14 protein-coding genes and 2 riboswitches are annotated in these 18665 nt (G+C 57.0%); of the genes, 9 read left to right on the top strand and 5 right to left on the bottom strand.

The window, feature by feature from the left end; genetic code table 11:
* Positions 1-3: 3 nt before the first annotated feature.
* On the bottom strand, positions 4-1068 hold the full coding sequence (gene cobW / locus EE949_RS11500; RefSeq protein WP_122664394.1) for a cobalamin biosynthesis protein CobW: 1065 nt from the start codon (positions 1066-1068) through the stop codon (positions 4-6).
* A 125-nt stretch (positions 1069-1193) separates the two neighbouring features.
* Positions 1194-1418: riboswitch (cobalamin riboswitch) on the bottom strand.
* A 57-nt stretch (positions 1419-1475) separates the two neighbouring features.
* A riboswitch (cobalamin riboswitch) is annotated at positions 1476-1694 on the top strand.
* A gap of 97 nt (positions 1695-1791) precedes the next feature.
* On the opposite strand from cobW, the gene EE949_RS11495 reads away from it, so the two are divergent.
* Genes EE949_RS11495 through cobM form a run of 4 tightly spaced genes read left to right on the top strand, consistent with a single transcriptional unit; the run spans position 1792 to position 3888 of the window.
* On the top strand, positions 1792-1977 hold the full coding sequence (locus EE949_RS11495) for a CbtB domain-containing protein (protein WP_122664481.1): 186 nt from the start codon (positions 1792-1794) through the stop codon (positions 1975-1977).
* An 11-nt stretch (positions 1978-1988) separates the two neighbouring features.
* Positions 1989-2699 carry a CbtA family protein gene (locus tag EE949_RS11490; protein ID WP_122664393.1) on the top strand — a complete coding sequence of 237 codons (711 nt, stop codon included), beginning with the start codon at positions 1989-1991 and terminating at the stop codon, positions 2697-2699.
* A 19-nt stretch (positions 2700-2718) separates the two neighbouring features.
* Positions 2719-3108 (top strand): cobalamin biosynthesis protein, encoded by a 390-nt coding sequence (locus EE949_RS11485; protein WP_240350640.1) that lies wholly within the window; start codon positions 2719-2721, stop codon positions 3106-3108.
* 33 nt (positions 3109-3141) lie between these two features.
* The gene (cobM, locus tag EE949_RS11480; RefSeq protein ID WP_122664392.1) at positions 3142-3888 is read left to right on the top strand and encodes a precorrin-4 C(11)-methyltransferase; all 747 of its coding nucleotides are present in this window, start codon (positions 3142-3144) and stop codon (positions 3886-3888) included.
* Between the two features lie 210 nt (positions 3889-4098).
* Here cobM and nfuA read toward each other — a convergent pair whose 3' ends face one another.
* The 3 genes from nfuA to EE949_RS11465 form a co-directional block, all read right to left on the bottom strand.
* Positions 4099-4692 (bottom strand): Fe-S biogenesis protein NfuA, encoded by a 594-nt coding sequence (gene nfuA, locus EE949_RS11475; RefSeq protein ID WP_122664391.1) that lies wholly within the window; start codon positions 4690-4692, stop codon positions 4099-4101.
* A 70-nt stretch (positions 4693-4762) separates the two neighbouring features.
* Positions 4763-5788, bottom strand: a complete 1026-nt coding sequence (locus tag EE949_RS11470; RefSeq protein ID WP_122664390.1) for an acyltransferase family protein — start codon at positions 5786-5788, stop codon at positions 4763-4765.
* A gap of 371 nt (positions 5789-6159) precedes the next feature.
* The gene (locus tag EE949_RS11465) at positions 6160-8463 is read right to left on the bottom strand and encodes a fatty acid cis/trans isomerase (RefSeq protein WP_122664389.1); all 2304 of its coding nucleotides are present in this window, start codon (positions 8461-8463) and stop codon (positions 6160-6162) included.
* A 165-nt stretch (positions 8464-8628) separates the two neighbouring features.
* Between EE949_RS11465 and metH the strand changes: the two genes are divergently transcribed.
* A complete protein-coding gene (gene metH / locus EE949_RS11460) occupies positions 8629-12336 on the top strand; it encodes a methionine synthase (RefSeq protein WP_122664388.1) in 3708 nt (1235 codons plus the stop codon).
* Positions 12337-12525: 189 nt separating this feature from the next.
* On the opposite strand, the gene EE949_RS11455 is transcribed toward metH, so the two are convergent.
* Complete coding sequence (locus EE949_RS11455) at positions 12526-13749, bottom strand: acyl-CoA dehydrogenase (protein WP_122664387.1); 1224 nt, start codon at positions 13747-13749, stop codon at positions 12526-12528.
* A 171-nt stretch (positions 13750-13920) separates the two neighbouring features.
* On the opposite strand from EE949_RS11455, the gene EE949_RS11450 reads away from it, so the two are divergent.
* The 4 genes from EE949_RS11450 (at position 13921) to EE949_RS11430 (ending at position 18579) form a co-directional block, all read left to right on the top strand.
* Positions 13921-14856 carry a LysR family transcriptional regulator gene (locus tag EE949_RS11450; RefSeq protein WP_122664386.1) on the top strand — a complete coding sequence of 312 codons (936 nt, stop codon included), beginning with the start codon at positions 13921-13923 and terminating at the stop codon, positions 14854-14856.
* A gap of 249 nt (positions 14857-15105) precedes the next feature.
* Positions 15106-15495, top strand: a complete 390-nt coding sequence (locus tag EE949_RS11445; protein WP_122664385.1) for a MerR family transcriptional regulator — start codon at positions 15106-15108, stop codon at positions 15493-15495.
* A gap of 40 nt (positions 15496-15535) precedes the next feature.
* Complete coding sequence (locus tag EE949_RS11440; RefSeq protein WP_122664384.1) at positions 15536-16435, top strand: hydroxymethylglutaryl-CoA lyase; 900 nt, start codon at positions 15536-15538, stop codon at positions 16433-16435.
* 980 nt (positions 16436-17415) lie between these two features.
* Positions 17416-18579, top strand: coding sequence for an isovaleryl-CoA dehydrogenase (locus EE949_RS11430; protein ID WP_122664383.1), 1164 nt, complete (start codon positions 17416-17418; stop codon positions 18577-18579).
* Positions 18580-18665: the final 86 nt, after the last annotated feature.

Here is an 18665-nt window from a genome sequence, read left to right as displayed (position 1 = left end):
GCATCAACCCGCGAGCGCAGCGCGCAGTTGAGCTTCGAGTGCTGCAGCATCAAGCTTCTGACCAATCAGGACCAACTGGGTAGCGCGCTCTTCTTCTGCGCCCCAGGCACGGTCAAAGTGCTTGTCGAAGCGCGTACCGACGCCCTGAATCAACAAGCGCATCGGCTTGCCCGGAATCGCCGCGAATCCTTTGACGCGCAGAATCCCGTACTGCACCACCAGTTGGGTCAATGCGTCGAGCAGCAGGCTTTCGTCAGCTTGAGGCAACTTGATCGAGATGGAATCGAACGCGTCATGATCGTGGTCATCATGATCATCGCCCTCGTGGTGATCGTGATGGGTCTTGCGACCATCGATGTGCTGCTCCGATTCGGCCCCCAACCCCAACAGGACATTGATCGGCAGACGACCGCTGCTCGCTTCGATCACCTTGACCGCTGGCGGTAGCTCTTCGGAAACCTCGGCACGCACCGATGCCAGACCTGCGGCGTCGATCATGTCGGCTTTGTTGAGGATTACCAGATCCGCGCTGGCCAGCTGATCAGCGAACAGTTCGTGCAACGGCGACTCGTGATCGAGGTTCGGGTCCAGCTTGCGCTGGGCATCGACCTGATCAGGGAATGCAGCAAACGTCCCCGCCAGTACTGCCGGGCTGTCCACCACCGTGATGACTGCGTCAACGGTGCAGGCATTACGGATTTCAGGCCACTGGAAAGCTTGTACGAGCGGTTTTGGCAGGGCCAGACCGGATGTTTCGATGAGGATGTGATCCAGATCGCCGCGGCGCGCAACCAGCTCGCGCATCACCGGGAAGAACTCTTCCTGAACGGTACAGCACAGGCAACCGTTGGCCAGCTCATAGACGCGGCCAGTCGCCTCTTCTTCGGTACAACCGATGGTGCATTGCTTGAGGATTTCGCCGTCGATGCCCAGCTCGCCGAATTCATTGACGATCACGGCAATGCGCCGCCCCTCGGCGTTGTCGAGCATATGGCGCAGCAAAGTGGTTTTACCCGAGCCGAGAAAGCCGGTAACGATGGTGACGGGAAGTTTGGCCAGTGTTTTCATCGGATGCCCTTTGGCAATACGGCGGGCAAACAGGACGAAAACCCTGTGTGGTCACAAGTATGTAACCACAGAGATACGATTCGCCACCGGATCACCCCGCCCGGTTGTAGTGAGAATTCGTCAGGCTTAACGCCCGAATCGAGGCAGGTCTCCTGGCTTGCGGCGCACCCCGGACTATCCGGGCAGTCATTGCGCCTTCCCGCGTGACGCAGTGGCTATGCGATGGCTGTGCAGTAAATCATGACCGCTTACAGTTGCGGGGGCAGCCGCGGCATCAACCGCGTTCCCGTCTTAGCTCCGTGCCGACTCATGCAGAGTCCGGCGGGAGAACCTCGAACCCGCAAGGCTACGCAGTGACTGCGGGCAGGTCAATCAACTGATTGACGTTCCACACAAGCGCATGCTCTCCTACACGCCTTGTTACGGGTGCCCCTCACGGGGTGAAACGGGAAACCGGTGCGTTCAAGCCTTATGGCTTGTGCAAGTCCGGCGCTGCCCCCGCAACGGTAAGCAAGTGAAGAATCAGATCCACTGTGCTGGTAACGGCATGGGAAGGCGATTCTTGCAGGTTGAACGCTGTTCAGCCCCTTGCGAGCCCGGAGACCGGCCCGACATGAAATCAATAACGAACCCGCGGTGGGCGGGCGCAGTTGCACTCCCCTGACGATCGTCAGCGGGATCTTGCTGCGCATGCCTGCTTGCCGACATTCAGAGGGAAGCGCCATGTCGATCAGCACAACCAGCCATTCCGCTAGCAGCACAACCACCCAGAGCCAGCGTCTTACCGCCGCCATCAGCGCAGCAATTCTGGGCGCCTGCCTGGTTTACTTCGCGGGTTTCTCGCACATCGAAGCGGTGCACAACGCCGCTCACGACACTCGCCACAGCGCTGCCTTCCCCTGCCACTGAGACCTGACGCCATGTTCAAGCGAATTGCTCAAACGGCAGGCTTCACCGGCTTGCTCGCGGCCCTGCTGCTGACCCTGCTGCAAAGCTTCTGGATCACCCCGTTGATTCTGCAGGCCGAAACCTACGAGAACGCGCCCGCCGAGCAGGTTCACGAACACGCCCATGGTGAAACCGCACCGGCCGGACATAGTCATGACGAAGAAGCCTGGTCGCCGGAAGATGGCTGGCAGCGAATTGTTTCTACTACCGGTGGCAATCTAGTGGTTGCGGTAGGCTTCGCCCTGATGCTGGCCGCCCTTTACACCTTGAAGGCACCGGGCAAGACGTCCCAAGGCGTGTTTTGGGGGCTCGCGGGTTTTGCGGTGTTTACCCTCGCCCCGACATTGGGCCTGCCACCCGAGCTGCCGGGCACTGCCGCAGCTGACCTCAATCAGCGGCAAATATGGTGGATCGGCACGGCGGCCTCCACTGCTGTCGCCCTGGCGCTGATCGTCTTTTCGCGGAACTGGCTGCTGAAAGCCTTGGGTGTGGCGATTCTGGTCGTACCTCACGTGATTGGCGCACCGCAGCCCGAAGTCCACGAAAGCCTGGCTCCGGAAGCGCTGGAATCGCAATTCGTGATTGCCTCGCTGCTGACCAATGCAGTCTTCTGGGTGGCGCTGGGCCTGATCAGCACCTGGCTGTTTCGTCGTAACAACCCCGCCCTTGATCAGGCCGTCTGATCAGATAAGGCCGACACTGGTGGTCGGCCTCGGATGCCAGCGCGGCTGTTCTACAGCCGCATTGCTGGAACTGATCGAACGCAGCCTTGAACGTCAGAACCTGCGCATCGAAGCTATCAGCGCCCTCGCCTCTATTGACCTGAAGAGCCGCGAACCCGGCCTGCTGGCACTGGCGAAGCAGCTTGATCTACCTCTGCACTTCTTCACGGCCACTCAACTGAGCGTCCATGAGTCGCAGCTCAGTCATCGATCACAGATCGCTTTCGAGCACGCTGGTTGTTATGGAGTAGCAGAAAGTGCTGCCCTGGCAGCGGCGAGCCAATCGGGTCCGGCCGAACTACTCATCACTCGCCAAAAAAACGCGCAAGCCACTTTTGCCTTGGCCATTGCCCAACCGGTTAGCGGATAATCCACCTTTTCTACCCTTTGCCCTGGAGTCTCCATGACGGTCTTTTTCATCGGCGCAGGCCCCGGCGATCCTGAGCTGATCACAGTCAAAGGCCAGCGCCTGATCCGCAGCTGCCCAGTGATCATCTACGCGGGCTCACTGGTGCCTGCCGCCGTTCTGGAAGGTCATCAGGCCGTTCAAGTGAGCAACAGTGCCGAGTTACACCTGGAACAAATCGTCGCCTTGATGAAATCTGCTCATGAACAAGGCCAGGATGTGGCTCGCGTACACTCTGGGGATCCGAGCCTTTATGGCGCCATCGGTGAGCAGATCCGCCACTTGCGCGAGCTGGGCATTCCATTCGAAATCATTCCGGGCGTGACGGCCGCCGCGGCCTGCGCTGCGCTGCTGGAGTCCGAACTGACCCTGCCGGATATTTCCCAAACGGTGATCCTGACCCGTTATGCGGACAAGACGTCGATGCCCGAGGGTGAAGCCCTGGCAGACCTGGCGCGTCACCAGGCGACCATGGCGATTCATCTGGGGGTCAACAATCTGCCAAAAATTGTCGTCGAGCTGACGCCGCATTACGGCCTGGACTGCCCGATTGCAGTGGTTCATCGTGCCAGCTGGCCGGATCAGGACTGGGTGACAGGCACTCTCGCGGATATCGAAGCTAAAGTTGCGGAGAAGGGATTTCGCCGGACGGCACTGATCCTGGTGGGCCGTGTTCTATCCAGCAATGCATTCAGCGAGTCATCCCTGTACCGCGCGGGGCATGCGCATTTGTTCAGGAATTAAGAGGGCGCGCGGTAAGCACAATTACTGTGGGAGCCGGGCTTGCCCGCGATGAGGGTGGCGCGATCTAAAGTTAATCAACCTCATCGCGGGCAAGCCCAGCTCCCACAGAGGATTAGTATTCCAGCTTATAACCGCAGGATGCTCAGGTATCCCGATCACACAAAAAACCCCGAACACGTCGGGGCTTTTTAACACGGCGCAGCAAACAGCTTAGTAGTAAGCGTTTTCTTTCTGCGTGTGGTCAGTCACGTCACGTACACCATTCAGCTCGGGAATGCGTTCAAGCAAGGTACGCTCGATACCTTCTTTCAGCGTGACGTCGGCCTGACCACAACCCTGGCAGCCACCGCCGAACTGCAACACAGCAATCTGTTGCTCCTGCTCTTCAACCACATCGATCAGGGTAACCTGACCGCCGTGGCTGGCCAGTCCCGGGTTGATCTCGGTTTGCAGGTAATAATTGATGCGGTCATTGATCGGGCTATCCGCACTGACCGTTGGCACTTTCGCATTGGGTGCCTTGATCGTCAGCTGGCCGCCCATGCGGTCAGTCGCATAGTCGACAACGGCGTCATCCAGAAAGGCTTCACTGAAACCATCAATCCAGGCGGTGAAGCTTTTCAGGCCAATGGCCTTGTCTTCCGGTTTCTCTTCGCCGGGCTTGCAGTAGGCAATGCAGGTTTCAGCGTACTGGGTGCCAGGCTGGGTAATAAACACGCGGATGCCAATGCCCGGGGTATTCTGCTTTTCCAGCAGATCGGCCAGGTAATCGTGGGCGGCATCGGTAATTGTAATAGCGGTCATGAAAATTCCTCGCAGACGTGCGGGCAGTTTACGCCAATCCCCAGCTTCGTACAAAGTCCTAGTATTTTTGTCAGGAAAGCGCTTGAGAAGCGTTTCTGGCCCGTCGTTCGTCCAGCCAGCCTTTCATGCGACGATACAGGCCCTTCTCCAGCCACTCGTAACTGATCCATGCACCCAGCGCGATGACGGGCACACAAATGGCGAAGACCAGATAAGGATTGAGGTTGTAATGCTGCGAGGCGAGCCAGCCGCCATACAGAACCAGAACGTGCAACAGATAAACCGAATAAGAACAGTCGCCCAGCACTTTGAGCACCCTGTTACCCCGGAAAACCGGTTCCATGGCGATACACGACAACACAATCAGCGCACTTGGAAGACCCCAGTTCAGCAGGCGATCCTGATCGGCGCCCAGGTGATAGATAACGACCAGTCCCGTAGCGATCCCCAGTAGCGGCAACCAGAAACCCTCTTTGATCCAGCCCCGGCGGTAAATGATGCCTATGCCGATGCCGAGCAAGAACTCATAAATGATGTCGTTGCCATAAAACCGGCTGATCAACCCCGAGCGTGCCAGCACTTCGCAGACCGCGAACAGTGCGGCTGCGACGATCAAAGGCCGATGGCGCTGCTTGAACAGGAATACAGTGGAAAACAGCAGATAGAAGAACATTTCGTAGTTAAGGGTCCAGCCCACATTCAACGTGGGGTACAGCCCGTAACCACCCGGGTTCTCCGCCGGGATGAAAAACAGCGAAAGCATGAACGTTTGCCAGTTGATGACCTGATGCGGCAGCAATGGCGCAGCGAACACCAGCAATAAGCCCATCGCCGCGGTATAGAACCAGTAAGCAGGAACAATCCGGATAATGCGGTTCAGCATGAAGCGTCTGGCGGGCATTTCGCTGTTCTGCGTGGACAGAAAAATCACCAGACCGCTAATGACAAAAAAGATATCAACGCCTACAGCACCCTTCGTCACGAAGAAGTCGCCAATAGGGCCACTGGCGTTAAAGTTGAAAAAAATCTGCATAAAGTGGTGACACACTACGACCCACGCGGCGAGTGCCCGCAGGGCTTGAACCGAAATCAACATCACGAACCTCATGGAACCTTTTGAACAACAATCCAGGGCTGCGAGAACAACGGCAGGCGCAAGGACACTCACGGGGTCGGACCGTGATAGTTCACAAAAGGTCATGAAAAAATGACTTTTCCGGTCAGCGGTAGATGGCCGCAGGCCATGTGGGATGTGGGTTGGCAGGACTTTAAGGCACTGAATTCGCGTACACGGTGCTCGATGCCCCGAACGGATTTTCGTCGTTGGAGCGAGGCTTGCCCGCGAATTGGCCAATGAGATTATTCAGCTACACCGCGTATTCGTTCTTCGCGGGCAAGCCTCGCTCCCACAGGGGATCTCGATCTCATGTGGGAGCGGTGCTTGCCCGCGATAAGGGCGACGCAAATCTACAGATTCTCATACCGATTCATATCCATTACCCCTGCCTCAACAGGATCGGTTTCCTGAATGTACCGGGTCAGGTCATGGAAGTAGGTCCAGAACTGCGGATTGCTGCGCCGCACACCCCAACGCTGCACAACCTTCTCGAACTCTGGCTGGTGCCTGGCCTGCTGCATCATCTGAACGAATTCGGGCACCTCATTGGCAGGCACGTTGAACATGAAGTTAGGGTAACTCGCCAATACACCCGGATAAATCGTCAGCGTATCCAGCCCAGGCTGGTAGCGATAAGACTCGCCCAGTAGAAACGCGACATTGGTGTGAGCGCGGTTACGCAGCATGCTGTACATCATTCGCTTGCCCGTGCCGTCCTCGATACGCAACATGGTTGCCTCGGGCAGATAATCGATCACCTTCAAGCCCGCCGCAGGCTGCGCCGTCAGATGGCTCAGCGACTGCTCAACCTGAGCGAAGCTGTTACTGATACCGGCTCGTGAACAGTATGCACCTGAACAGCGATTGATCGGGTCCGGGGCTGCATTCAGCGTACCGGCGCGCTCCACCAGCTTCAGGGCGAAATCACGTTTCGGATCCTTTTCATCCAGCTTCATGCCGCTCGGCGTGTCATCGTCGATGGCCTGATAGTCCAGCCACATTTTGACTTTGCCGCCGTTGCGATACCAGTCACTCAATAGATCGTCGCGCTTGTCTGCGGGCATCAGGCGCAGGAAGTTAACCTCGGCGCCATTACGGATGAGATCAAAATACAAACGTGTCTGAACCTGATGCGACAAGTTACCGTAAACGTCGAAATTCACTGCCAACTGGTAATACGTGCGTTCCAGTAGCGGATAGTCAAACAGCCACAAGGTCTGAGGCACTTCACCAATCAAGCCTTTATTGACCGAAGCACTGTCAAAATGACGAAAAACCGTCAGCAGCGCATTGTCGTTACCCGCCCACAACGTTGCCCAGCCCGGTGGCGGCATATGGGCGTAGCTGTCGCGGCGCAGGTCTTCGTATTCGTTACGTTTGTCCCGATAGCTGTGCCACAGGCTCAGCACACTGCCCACGTCATCGTTTTGCCCCGGCATTGCCAGCAGTGGCGTTGCCAGACCGCGATATCGAGCGTCGGCAACGTAGCGATCAAAAGCGGGCTCCTGAAACATCACCCAGAACTGGTCACGAATCACATCAGTGGCGATCTGACCGCGGCACACCGGTCCGCGAATGAACGTACGGACGAAGTACTCGGCGTTATCCAGCATGAATTGATAGCGGGCTACTGCGGGAATAGCCTCAAAGGTTTCAAACGGATTGGCCCGACGCCCCGGCCCATAGCCGGGCAATGAATCGACATGCCACTGGTTGCCGTAGAACAGCTGTTTGACCCGCGCCATCTTCTGCGGACCGAGCGGGTAAGTAATATGCGTCTTGTGGACAATCACGCCTTTGACTTGCTCAAGGCGGTAGTAAAAATCACTGCCCGGATCGTCGTTCGGCCTGCGCGTTGCTATCACGTCGATCGGCTGACCGCTCGGCGTACGCGAGCGCACCCAGTGAAAGAAGTGCCCTGGCTCACCACCAACAAAGTAGATGTGCGCGAGGAATAAATGCTCGTATAGCCACCGGCCCACCAGCGCTTGAGTAGACCCACGCTGGTTGAGTAACGCTTCCCACTCGGCAATCTGTGATATTTCGCTGATAGACGGATTCAGCGCCTTGTCGTCCGTAGGCGCGCCCGCTGCGAACCAGCGTTGCAAGGTCTGATACTCAGCGTCGGTCAGCCCGGCGACTGCCAGCGGCATGCCTTCCTTGGGATGCGCCTGAGCGTAAGCATTGAACTCACCGGGCTGAGCACAAAGATTCTCGCGATTGAGCCCCAATGCGATCTCAGGTGGAATCTTCGCATTGGGCTCCAGCGGCGCATTACGTCCCAGGTCTAGCATTCTGCTCATCAGCGCGGCCTGACTGCCCTGAGCGTCGAGCACCGAGTAAAACCCCTTGCCCTCCCAGGCTTTCGGCCCGTTGGCATCGATGAACAAACGAGTCGGCGCCTGGGCGACACTGCGATCCCCTTCATACACCGGGATTTTGCTGGCCCCACGGGCGACGCCCTCCCCGGCCCCCAGATTCAGCTGGCACGGCGCGTCGTTGCAGGCGTGGCAGGCTACGCACTTTTCGGTAAGGATCGGCTGGATATCCCGAACGTAGGAAATATTCGGCTGCACAGGCTGATCGCCCGCCTGAGCCTGGAACATGCCGCACATCGACAACACTGCGATGCTTACAACGAAGCGATACGGCATATCCAGCGTCCAAAAGATCTAAAGAAGTGAAAAAACGCAGCAATTCTACAGAGGATATCGCACACCAACATGAGCGATATTCATACCAAAGTGTTATCAACACTAAAACCGTTCGGGTTTGCTATCATTTCGACCTTTCTGTATCGATCTTTTCCAGGTAGCCCTATGTCTGATCGCAGCGCCCGTCTTCATGCTCTCCAGCAAGCTCTTCAGCAGAGGATTCTGATCCTCGACGGCGGCATGGGCACGATGATCCAGAGCTATCGCCTTGAGGAAGAAGACTATCGCGGCAAACGCTTTGCCGATTGGCCAAGTGACGTCAAGGGCAACAACGACCTGCTGGTACTGACGCGTCCGGACGTGATCGGCGCCATCGAGAAGGCTTATCTGGACGCTGGCGCTGACATTCTTGAAACCAACACCTTCAACGCCACTCAGGTTTCCCAGGCCGATTACGGCATGGAAGAGATCGTTTATGAGCTGAACGTGGAAGGTGCTCGACTGGCACGTAAAGTCGCTGACGCCAAAACGCTGGAAACCCCGGACAAGCCGCGCTTCGTCGCCGGTGTGCTGGGCCCTACCAGCCGTACCTGCTCGCTGTCGCCGGACGTCAACAACCCAGGCTATCGCAACGTCACGTTCGATGAGCTGGTTGAAAACTACACGGAAGCAACGCGCGGCCTGATCGAAGGTGGCGCCGACCTGATCCTGATCGAAACCATTTTCGACACCCTCAATGCCAAGGCGGCGATCTTTGCCGTGCAAGGCGTCTTCGAAGAGATCGGTTTTGAATTGCCGATCATGATTTCCGGGACCATCACCGACGCCTCCGGCCGCACCCTGTCCGGCCAGACAACTGAAGCGTTCTGGAACTCGATCAGCCATGCCAAGCCCATCTCGGTCGGCTTGAACTGCGCACTCGGTGCAAGCGATCTGCGCCCTTACCTGCAAGAGCTGTCAAACAAGGCCAGCACCTACGTTTCTGCACACCCTAACGCGGGCTTGCCGAACGAGTTTGGCGAATACGACGAGCTGCCGAGCCAGACCGCAAAAATCATTGAGGAGTTCGCCCAAAGCGGCTTCCTGAACATAGTGGGTGGCTGCTGCGGCACGACGCCGGGCCACATCAAGGCCATCGCTGAAGCGGTCGCCGGTTATGCCCCACGGCAAATTCCGGATATCCCGAAAGCCTGTCGCCTGTCGGGTCTGGAACCGTTCACCATTGATCGCAACTCCCTGTTCGTCAACGTCGGCGAGCGAACCAACATCACCGGTTCCGCCCGCTTCGCCCGTCTGATCCGTGAAGATAACTACACCGAAGCCCTGGAAGTCGCCCTGCAGCAGGTCGAAGCCGGTGCTCAAGTGATCGACATCAACATGGACGAAGGGATGCTGGACTCGAAGAAGGCCATGGTGACCTTCCTCAACCTGATTGCAGGCGAGCCGGATATCTCCCGGGTGCCGATCATGATCGACTCCTCCAAGTGGGAAGTGATTGAGGCCGGCCTCAAGTGCATTCAGGGCAAGGGCATCGTCAACTCGATCAGCATGAAAGAAGGCGTCGAGCAGTTCATTCATCACGCGAAACTCTGCAAGCGCTACGGCGCTGCGGTGGTGGTCATGGCGTTCGACGAAGCCGGTCAGGCCGATACCGAAGCCCGCAAGAAAGAAATCTGCAAACGCTCTTATGACATTCTGGTCAATGAAGTGGGCTTCCCGCCGGAAGACATCATTTTCGACCCGAACATCTTCGCCATCGCCACCGGTATCGAAGAGCACAACAACTATGCCGTCGACTTCATCAACGCCTGTGCCTACATCCGCGATGAGCTGCCTTACGCGCTGACGTCCGGTGGTGTGTCCAACGTCTCGTTCTCGTTCCGGGGCAACAACCCGGTGCGCGAGGCGATTCACTCGGTGTTTTTGCTGTATGCGATCCGCAATGGCCTGAGCATGGGTATCGTCAACGCCGGCCAGTTGGAGATCTACGACCAGATCCCGGCCGAATTGCGCGACTGTGTCGAAGACGTGGTGCTCAACCGCACCGCTGAGGGGACGGACGCCTTGCTGGCGATTGCCGACAAGTTCAAGGGCGACGGCAGCGTCAAAGAAGCAGAAACCGAGGAATGGCGTGGCTGGCCGGTGAACAAGCGTCTGGAGCATGCTCTGGTCAAGGGCATTACCACGCACATCGTTGAAGACACCGAAGAGTCCCGTCAGTCATTCGCCCGTCCGATCGAAGTGATCGAAGGCCCGTTGATGTCCGGCATGAACATCGTTGGCGACCTGTTTGGCTCGGGCAAAATGTTCCTGCCACAGGTGGTCAAGTCGGCTCGGGTAATGAAGCAAGCGGTTGCTCACCTCATCCCGTTCATCGAGCTGGAAAAAGGCGACAAGCCAGAAGCCAAGGGCAAGATCCTCATGGCCACGGTCAAGGGCGACGTCCACGACATCGGCAAGAACATCGTCGGTGTGGTGTTGGGCTGTAACGGCTATGACATTGTCGACCTGGGGGTGATGGTCCCGGCAGAGAAAATCCTGCAGGTTGCCAAAGAGCAGAAGTGCGACATTATTGGTCTGTCTGGCCTGATTACTCCGTCGCTGGATGAAATGGTCCATGTTGCCCGGGAAATGCAGCGTCAGGACTTCCATCTGCCACTGATGATCGGCGGCGCGACCACTTCCAAAGCGCACACGGCAGTGAAGATCGAACCCAAGTACAGCAACGATGCCGTGATTTACGTGACTGACGCATCACGCGCAGTGGGCGTGGCAACGCAGCTGCTGTCCAAGGAACTGAAACCGGCGTTCATCGAGAAGACCCGTCTCGAATACATTGAAGTCCGCGAACGTACTTCTGCTCGTAGCGCGCGTACAGAGCGCCTGAGCTACGGCGCTGCGGTTGCCAAGAAACCGCAGTTTGACTGGGCGACCTACGCTCCGGTGAAACCGACGTTTACCGGCGCGAAGGTGCTGGAAAATATCGATCTGGATGTGCTGGCCGAGTATATCGACTGGACGCCGTTCTTCATCTCCTGGGATCTTGCCGGCAAATATCCGCGCATTCTCACTGACGAAGTAGTTGGCGAAGCGGCGACGTCACTGTTTGCCGATGCTCAACAACTGCTGCGCAAACTCATCGACGAAAAACTGATCAGCGCCCGCGCCGTGTTTGGTTTCTGGCCTGCCAATCAGGTGAATGACGACGATCTGGAAGTCTACGGCGACGATGGCCAGCCGCTGGCGAAGCTGCATCACCTGCGTCAGCAAATCATCAAGACCGATGGCAAGCCAAATTTCTCGCTGGCTGACTTTGTTGCGCCTAAAGACAGCGGCGTCACCGACTATATAGGCGGCTTCATTACTACCGCAGGTATTGGTGCCGAAGAGGTTTCCAAGGCTTATCAGGACGCTGGCGACGACTACAACGCGATCATGGTCAAAGCCCTGGCTGACCGTCTCGCGGAAGCCTGCGCCGAGTGGCTGCACCAACAAGTGCGTAAAGAGCACTGGGGCTACGCCAAGGATGAGCAACTGGACAACGATGCGCTGATCAAAGAGCAATATGCGGGTATCCGCCCTGCTCCCGGCTATCCAGCCTGCCCGGATCACACCGAGAAAGGCACACTGTTCGAACTGCTGGACCCGATGCCGGACGGCAAGCCAGGCAAAAGCGGCGTATTCCTCACCGAGCACTACGCAATGTTCCCGGCTGCGGCCGTCAGCGGCTGGTACTTCGCCCACCCGCAGGCTCAGTACTTTGCCGTGGGCAAGGTCGACAAGGATCAGGTGGAAAGTTACACCGCGCGTAAAGGTCAGGACCTGAGTGTGACCGAGCGCTGGCTAGCGCCTAATCTGGGGTATGACGAGTAATCAAGCACCGTTCCACAGGCTTGCCATGACCTCAGGCTCATGATGAGCCTGTGGGACCGAATTCATTCGGGAAGGCGGTATATCAGGCGATACATAGGCTGCGACTATACCGCCCCCTTCGCGAATGAATTCGCTCCCACAGGGTTTGCGCTTGCAGGTCAATATGGAATCCCCCACAGGCCGTAGCCTTCATCCCCGCAGCATGTCCTTCGGGACGTATTTGCCAATCTCGAACTTGCCTATCGCTGCCCGGTGAACTTCATCCGGGCCGTCGGCGAGTCGCAGCGTGCGCTGCATGGCGTACATGTAGGCCAGCGGGAAGTCATTGGAAACCCCTGCGCCGCCATGAATCTGGATAGCGCGGTCGATCACCTTCAAGGCGACGTTGGGCGCAACCACCTTGATCTGGGCGATTTCGCTTTTCGCGATTTTATTGCCCACCGTGTCCATCATGTAGGCCGCTTTCAACGTCAGCAGGCGCGCCATATCTATCTCCATCCGCGAGTCTGCAATCTTGTCGACGTTACCGCCCAATCGCGCCAACGGTCGCCCGAATGCCTCGCGGCTGATCGCTCGCTTGCACATCAATTCCAGCGCACGCTCGGCCATGCCGATTGAGCGCATGCAGTGATGGATACGTCCCGGCCCTAAACGTCCCTGGGCGATTTCAAAACCACGACCTTCACCCAGCAGTACATTCTCGTAAGGCACCCGCACATTCTCGAAAACCACCTCTGCGTGCCCATGTGGCGCATCGTCATAGCCAAACACCGGCAAGGCACGGACGATTTTCACCCCTGGAGTGTCTGTCGGTACCAGAATCATCGAATGTTGCTCATGACGCGGACCGTCAGGATTGCTCAGGCCCATGAAGATCAGAATCTTGCAACGTGGATCGCAGGCACCTGACGTCCACCACTTGCGCCCGTTGATGACCCATTCGTCACCCTGACGCTCGGCACGGGCAGCCATGTTCGTGGCGTCAGACGACGCAACATCAGGCTCGGTCATGGCGAACGCCGAGCGGATCTCGCCGCGCAGCAACGGTTCGAGCCACTGTTTTTTCTGATCCTCACTGGCGTAGCGCACCAGGACTTCCATATTGCCCGTGTCAGGCGCCGAGCAATTGAACGGCTCAGGCCCAAGCAGCGAGCGGCCCATGATCTCCGCCAGCGGCGCGTACTCCAGATTAGTCAGGCCGGCACCCAGCTCGGACTCAGGCAGGAAAAGATTCCACAGGCCTTCGGCTTTGGCCCTGGCCTTGAGCTCCTCCATGATCGCCGTAGGCTGCCAGCGATCACCCTCAGCAACCTGCCGCTCGAACACCGGTTCAGCGGGATAAACATGGTTATCCATGAACGCCGTCACGCGCTCGCGCAGTTCCTGAACCTTCGGGGAGTAAGCAAAATCCATGGGCAGCTACCTTCTGAGTGAGGTTTGTAAGGTCGTGTGACGATGCTAGGCCTCCCCCCAACATTTATCTAACCTATTCTCAGCGTGTATAAACATTCATAACCGATATATGATCGGGCCACGCTTCGTCCAGGAAGCGACAAAACAAGAACAGCACACGAGGCGCACTGAATGAACCTGAGCAAGGTCGATCTCAACCTTTTCATCGTCTTCGACGCAATCTATACCGAAGCCAATCTGACTCGCGCCGGACAGATTGTCGGCATCACCCAGCCCGCTGTGTCGAATGCATTGGCCAGGCTCCGTGAGACCTTCAACGACCCGCTGTTTGTGCGCACCGCGCAAGGCATGGTGCCTACGCCCATGGCGCAGAACATCATCGGCCCGGTGCGTAACGCGCTCTCGCTGTTGCGGGTGTCTGTACAGGAAAGCCGGATTTTCACACCGCTCCACGCCGTCAAGAATTACCGGATCAGCATGACCGACCTGACTGAAGCGGTGGTCCTGCCAGCCCTGTTTCAACGCCTGCGTCGCCTCGCCCCACAGGTCTCCATCGAAAGCTTCCTGTCAAAACGCCGGGAGATGACCAAGGAACTGGCTGCTGGGCGGCTGGATTTTGCCGTAGACGCGCCACTCAATACTGACCCGCAAGTACGTCACGTCAAGCTGATGGCCGATAAATACGTCTGTGCCATGCGTAAAGGTCATGCCCTTGCGAGTCGAGAGGTCTTCAAGCTGGAGGACTATCTGGCCCTGTCGCATATCCATATTTCCAGCCGTCGCAGCGGCCTGGGCTACGTCGATCTGGCATTGGGCAAAATGGGCATCCAGCGCAAGGTTGCCTTGCGCTCACAACATTACCTGATGGCCTCACAGGTGCTGCAACAGACCGACATGGTCATGACCGTGCCGGAACGCTTCGCTAAACGCCACGACCTGCGTTACTTCCCCCTCCCGGTGCATGATGTTCCGGCAGTCGAAACTCACCTGTACTGGCACGAAAGCACCGATCAGGATCCGGCCAACCGTTGGATGCGCGAGCAGATAATCGAGCTGTGTCAGCAAGTGACGGCGCAGGAAAACAAGCTAGAAATGGCTTTAATATAAAACCGCAACTCATTGTTATTAAGATATTTTAAAAGATATCGATTATCGACCGTAGGAGCTGGGTTTGCCCGCGATCAAGGTAGCTCGGCACCACGGTCAAATCGCGGTTTACGCATCGCGGGCAAGCCCGGCTCCCACATAATCCGGCTTCAGGTTATCGAGCTGAGTTAGCCCGGCAACACTTCCTGCTTGACGTAAACGTAAAGGGAACCTTAGGTTAAGTCTTTGCTTCCTTTGCCGAGCACGTTCATGACCAGTCAGACTTACAGTATTTCCGACCTCGCCCGCGAGCTGGATATCACCACGCGGGCGATCCGTTTTTACGAAGAGCAAGGCATGCTAGCCCCTGAAAGACGTGGCCTGGAGCGTATCTACTCGGCAAGAGACAAGGTCACCCTAAAGCTCATTTTGCGGGGTAAGCGCATCGGCTTTTCGCTTGCCGAATGCCGCGAGCTGATCGAGCTGTATGACCCCACCGGCGGTAATCACAAACAACTTCACACCATGCTCGGCAAAATCAGTGAGCGCCGCGCCCAACTGGAACAGCAGTTGCTTGACATCCAGCAGATGCAGCTGGAACTGGACAGCGCAGAAGAACGCTGCAAGCTTGCGCTTAATAAAACTATAACTATCAATTAATTACTGACTTATTCTCGAATCTTTCGAGATGGAGCCGGACATGCCGTTACCTGAAAAAGTACGCCTGGTTGAAGTAGGCCCCCGTGACGGTCTGCAAAACGAAGCACAGCCCATCAGCATTCCGGACAAAGTCCATCTCGTCGATGACCTTTCAGCAACCGGTCTCAGTCATATCGAAGTTGGCAGCTTCGTATCGCCCAAATGGGTGCCGCAAATGGCAGGGTCGGCAGACGTCTTTGCCCGGATCCAGCGCAGAGACAACGTCACCTACGCGGCACTGACGCCGAATTTTCGTGGCTTTGAAGACGCCCTGGCCGCAGGGGTGAAAGAGGTGGCTGTTTTCGCCTCGGCGTCCGAAACCTTTTCGCAGCGCAACATCAACTGCTCAATCAGCGAAAGCCTGGAACGCTTCGTCCCTGTTCTGCAGGCTGCTCGCCTGCATGGCATTCAGGTCCGCGGCTATGTGTCTTGCGTATTGGGCTGTCCTTACGAAGGTCACATCGAGCCTGCGCAGGTTGCGGCTGTGGCCAACGAGCTACTTGCGATGGGCTGTTACGAGGTCTCTCTGGGAGACACGATTGGCACTGGCACACCTGGCAAGACCCGCGAATTGTTCGAGGTGGTCACAGGACGCATCGCCCGGAGCAAGCTCGCCGGCCATTTCCATGACACTTACGGTCAGGCGCTGGCCAACATCTACGCCAGCCTGCTGGAGGGCATTCATGTGTTCGACAGCTCGGTAGCCGGCCTCGGTGGCTGCCCTTACGCCAAAGGTGCCAGTGGCAATGTCGCCAGCGAGGATGTGCTCTATATGCTCAATGGTCTGGGCATCAATACCGGCGTGGATCTGGATCGGCTGACAGCGGCCGGTCAGCGAATTTGCGATGTGCTCGGCAAGCCCAACGGCTCCCGCGTGGCGAGGGCTCGTTTGTCGGCCTAAGGTGCGACATGTTGCCGCAGAGTGTTACCCTGCCCGCATCAAGCAGGAAAAAACGGGTAACACGGAAACAGCTGACAGCCTGCATCGTTGGATTTTTCGCACCCAGCTCAATCAAGCCCCTGTTTTAAAAGGCTTTTCAAAAGCTGGCACGGCTCCTGCTATATCTTCAGTACAACAAAAATAAAAAAATGCAGTAACCCAATAAAAACAAGACGTATCGGCTCTGACATAACAAGAACAACACGGACAGAGGCGCAGCTAACAGATTTTTTTGGAGTGGATAGCTTTTCGGAGGGTCTTGAAAGAGCTCCTCGCGACCGGACAGAGAACAATAAAACTACCTTCAGGTAGCGCCAGACCTGGTTGGATCGACAAGATAAAAGCCGCATCAGCGCTCAAAAAAATACGTTTGCTCTTGATCCTGAATGGGGATCGCTAAAAACAGCGGTAAGGGTACGGCCACCAAAAACAACAACAGGCCGCCCAACAATAAAAAAGAGCATCGAGAAATACCTTGAAGGGGAGCCCAGGCTCCCCTTCGTGCTGTCTGGGGTTTGATGATGAATTTGCGACGTCGCTGAGTTCGGTTCCGTCCTGTCGGCCGGGTCACTTTTGTTTCGACAAAAGTAACCAAAACCATTTGCGCTGACGTCCGGCCCCTGCTTCGCAGGGGTTCCTTCGACTCCGGAGCTGTGGTGCGGGCACGCGCCGACGGGCCATCCCTGGCCCAACGGCGCTCGCTCGGCATCCATGCCGAGCGACCCACACCACAGCTCCTGCGCTCAGCCTTCCGACGCTATTCTCGTGGCGTACATAAGATTCGTACATGACACAAATTTGCTGAATCAAAAGCAACAGCAAAGCACTTCTTGCGCCTGATTGACGCACTTACGAGATTGCATTGACACACCTCGCTCAACAGGCTTACGTTAACGTAAAGGTCATAGCGACTCATCCAAAAATAAAAAGGAACGCTAACCATGAGTTACCCCAGCCTTAATTTCGCTCTGGGCGAGACAATCGACATGTTGCGTGATCAGGTTCAGTCATTTGTCGCGGCTGAAATCGCCCCTCGCGCGGCGCAGATCGACAAAGACAACCTCTTCCCCGCTGACCTGTGGCGCAAGTTTGGCGACATGGGGTTGCTGGGCATCACCGTCGATGAAGAATACGGCGGCGCAGGCCTTGGCTACCTGGCGCACGTAGTGGCAATGGAGGAAATCAGTCGCGGCTCGGCATCCGTCGCCTTGTCCTACGGCGCGCATTCGAACTTGTGCGTGAACCAGATCAATCGCAACGGTAATCCGGCGCAGAAAGCCAGGTACCTGCCCTCCCTCATCAGCGGTGAACACGTGGGCGCACTGGCCATGAGTGAGCCAAACGCTGGCTCCGATGTTGTGTCCATGAAGCTGCGCGCCGAAAAACGCGGCGACCGCTTTGTCCTGAATGGCAGCAAGACCTGGATCACCAACGGCCCCGACGCCAACACCTATGTCATCTACGCCAAGACCGACCTGCAAAAGGCGGCTCATGGCATCAGCGCGTTTATCGTCGAGCGGGACTGGAAAGGCTTCTCCCGTGGTAACAAGTTCGACAAGCTGGGCATGCGAGGCTCCAATACCTGCGAGTTGTTTTTCGACGACGTGGAAGTCCCGGAAGAGAACCTGCTCGGGCAGCTGGATGGCGGCGTTAAAGTGTTGATGAGCGGCCTCGATTATGAGCGCGTCGTCCTTTCTGGTGGACCGACCGGGATCATGCAGGCCTGCATGGACGTGGTGGTGCCCTATATCCATGATCGCAAGCAGTTCGGCCAGAGCATCGGCGAGTTCCAGCTGATACAGGGCAAGATCGCTGATATGTATACCCAACTGAATGCCAGCCGCGCCTACTTATATGCGGTGGCCCAAGCCTGTGAACGTGGCGAAACAACGCGCAAGGACGCCGCCGGGATCATTTTGTATAGCGCTGAGCGGGCCACACAAATGGCGCTGGAAACGATCCAGATTCTGGGCGGTAACGGCTATATCAACGAATTCCCTGCTGGCCGCTTGTTGCGCGACGCCAAACTCTACGAGATCGGTGCAGGCACCAGCGAAATCCGGCGGATGTTGATTGGGCGTGAATTGTTCAATGAATCCCGGTGAACTGATCCGTTGATCAGTTTGAACTGAACTGCGATCTCCTGTGGGAGCGGTGCTTGCCCGCGATACATGAGACGCGCTTTGCAGGT

The organism is Pseudomonas viridiflava (assembly GCF_900602065.1).
Classification (GTDB): Bacteria; Pseudomonadota; Gammaproteobacteria; order Pseudomonadales; family Pseudomonadaceae; genus Aquipseudomonas.
This window is presented reverse-complemented; position numbering and strand designations above follow the sequence as displayed.

Bases quoted from the DNA above. Each gene is read 5' to 3' on its own strand.
- cobW (WP_122664394.1), bottom strand. From the start codon at position 1,068: ATGAAAACACTGGCCAAACTTCCCGTCACCATCGTTACCGGCTTTCTC.
- EE949_RS11495 (WP_122664481.1), top strand. From the start codon at position 1,792: ATGTCGATCAGCACAACCAGCCATTCCGCTAGCAGCACAACCACCCAG.
- EE949_RS11490 (WP_122664393.1), top strand. From the start codon at position 1,989: ATGTTCAAGCGAATTGCTCAAACGGCAGGCTTCACCGGCTTGCTCGCG.
- cobM (WP_122664392.1), top strand. From the start codon at position 3,142: ATGACGGTCTTTTTCATCGGCGCAGGCCCCGGCGATCCTGAGCTGATC.
- nfuA (WP_122664391.1), bottom strand. From the start codon at position 4,692: ATGACCGCTATTACAATTACCGATGCCGCCCACGATTACCTGGCCGAT.
- EE949_RS11470 (WP_122664390.1), bottom strand. From the start codon at position 5,788: ATGTTGATTTCGGTTCAAGCCCTGCGGGCACTCGCCGCGTGGGTCGTA.
- EE949_RS11465 (WP_122664389.1), bottom strand. From the start codon at position 8,463: ATGCCGTATCGCTTCGTTGTAAGCATCGCAGTGTTGTCGATGTGCGGC.
- metH (WP_122664388.1), top strand. From the start codon at position 8,629: ATGTCTGATCGCAGCGCCCGTCTTCATGCTCTCCAGCAAGCTCTTCAG.
- EE949_RS11455 (WP_122664387.1), bottom strand. From the start codon at position 13,749: ATGGATTTTGCTTACTCCCCGAAGGTTCAGGAACTGCGCGAGCGCGTG.
- EE949_RS11450 (WP_122664386.1), top strand. From the start codon at position 13,921: ATGAACCTGAGCAAGGTCGATCTCAACCTTTTCATCGTCTTCGACGCA.
- EE949_RS11445 (WP_122664385.1), top strand. From the start codon at position 15,106: ATGACCAGTCAGACTTACAGTATTTCCGACCTCGCCCGCGAGCTGGAT.
- EE949_RS11440 (WP_122664384.1), top strand. From the start codon at position 15,536: ATGCCGTTACCTGAAAAAGTACGCCTGGTTGAAGTAGGCCCCCGTGAC.
- EE949_RS11430 (WP_122664383.1), top strand. From the start codon at position 17,416: ATGAGTTACCCCAGCCTTAATTTCGCTCTGGGCGAGACAATCGACATG.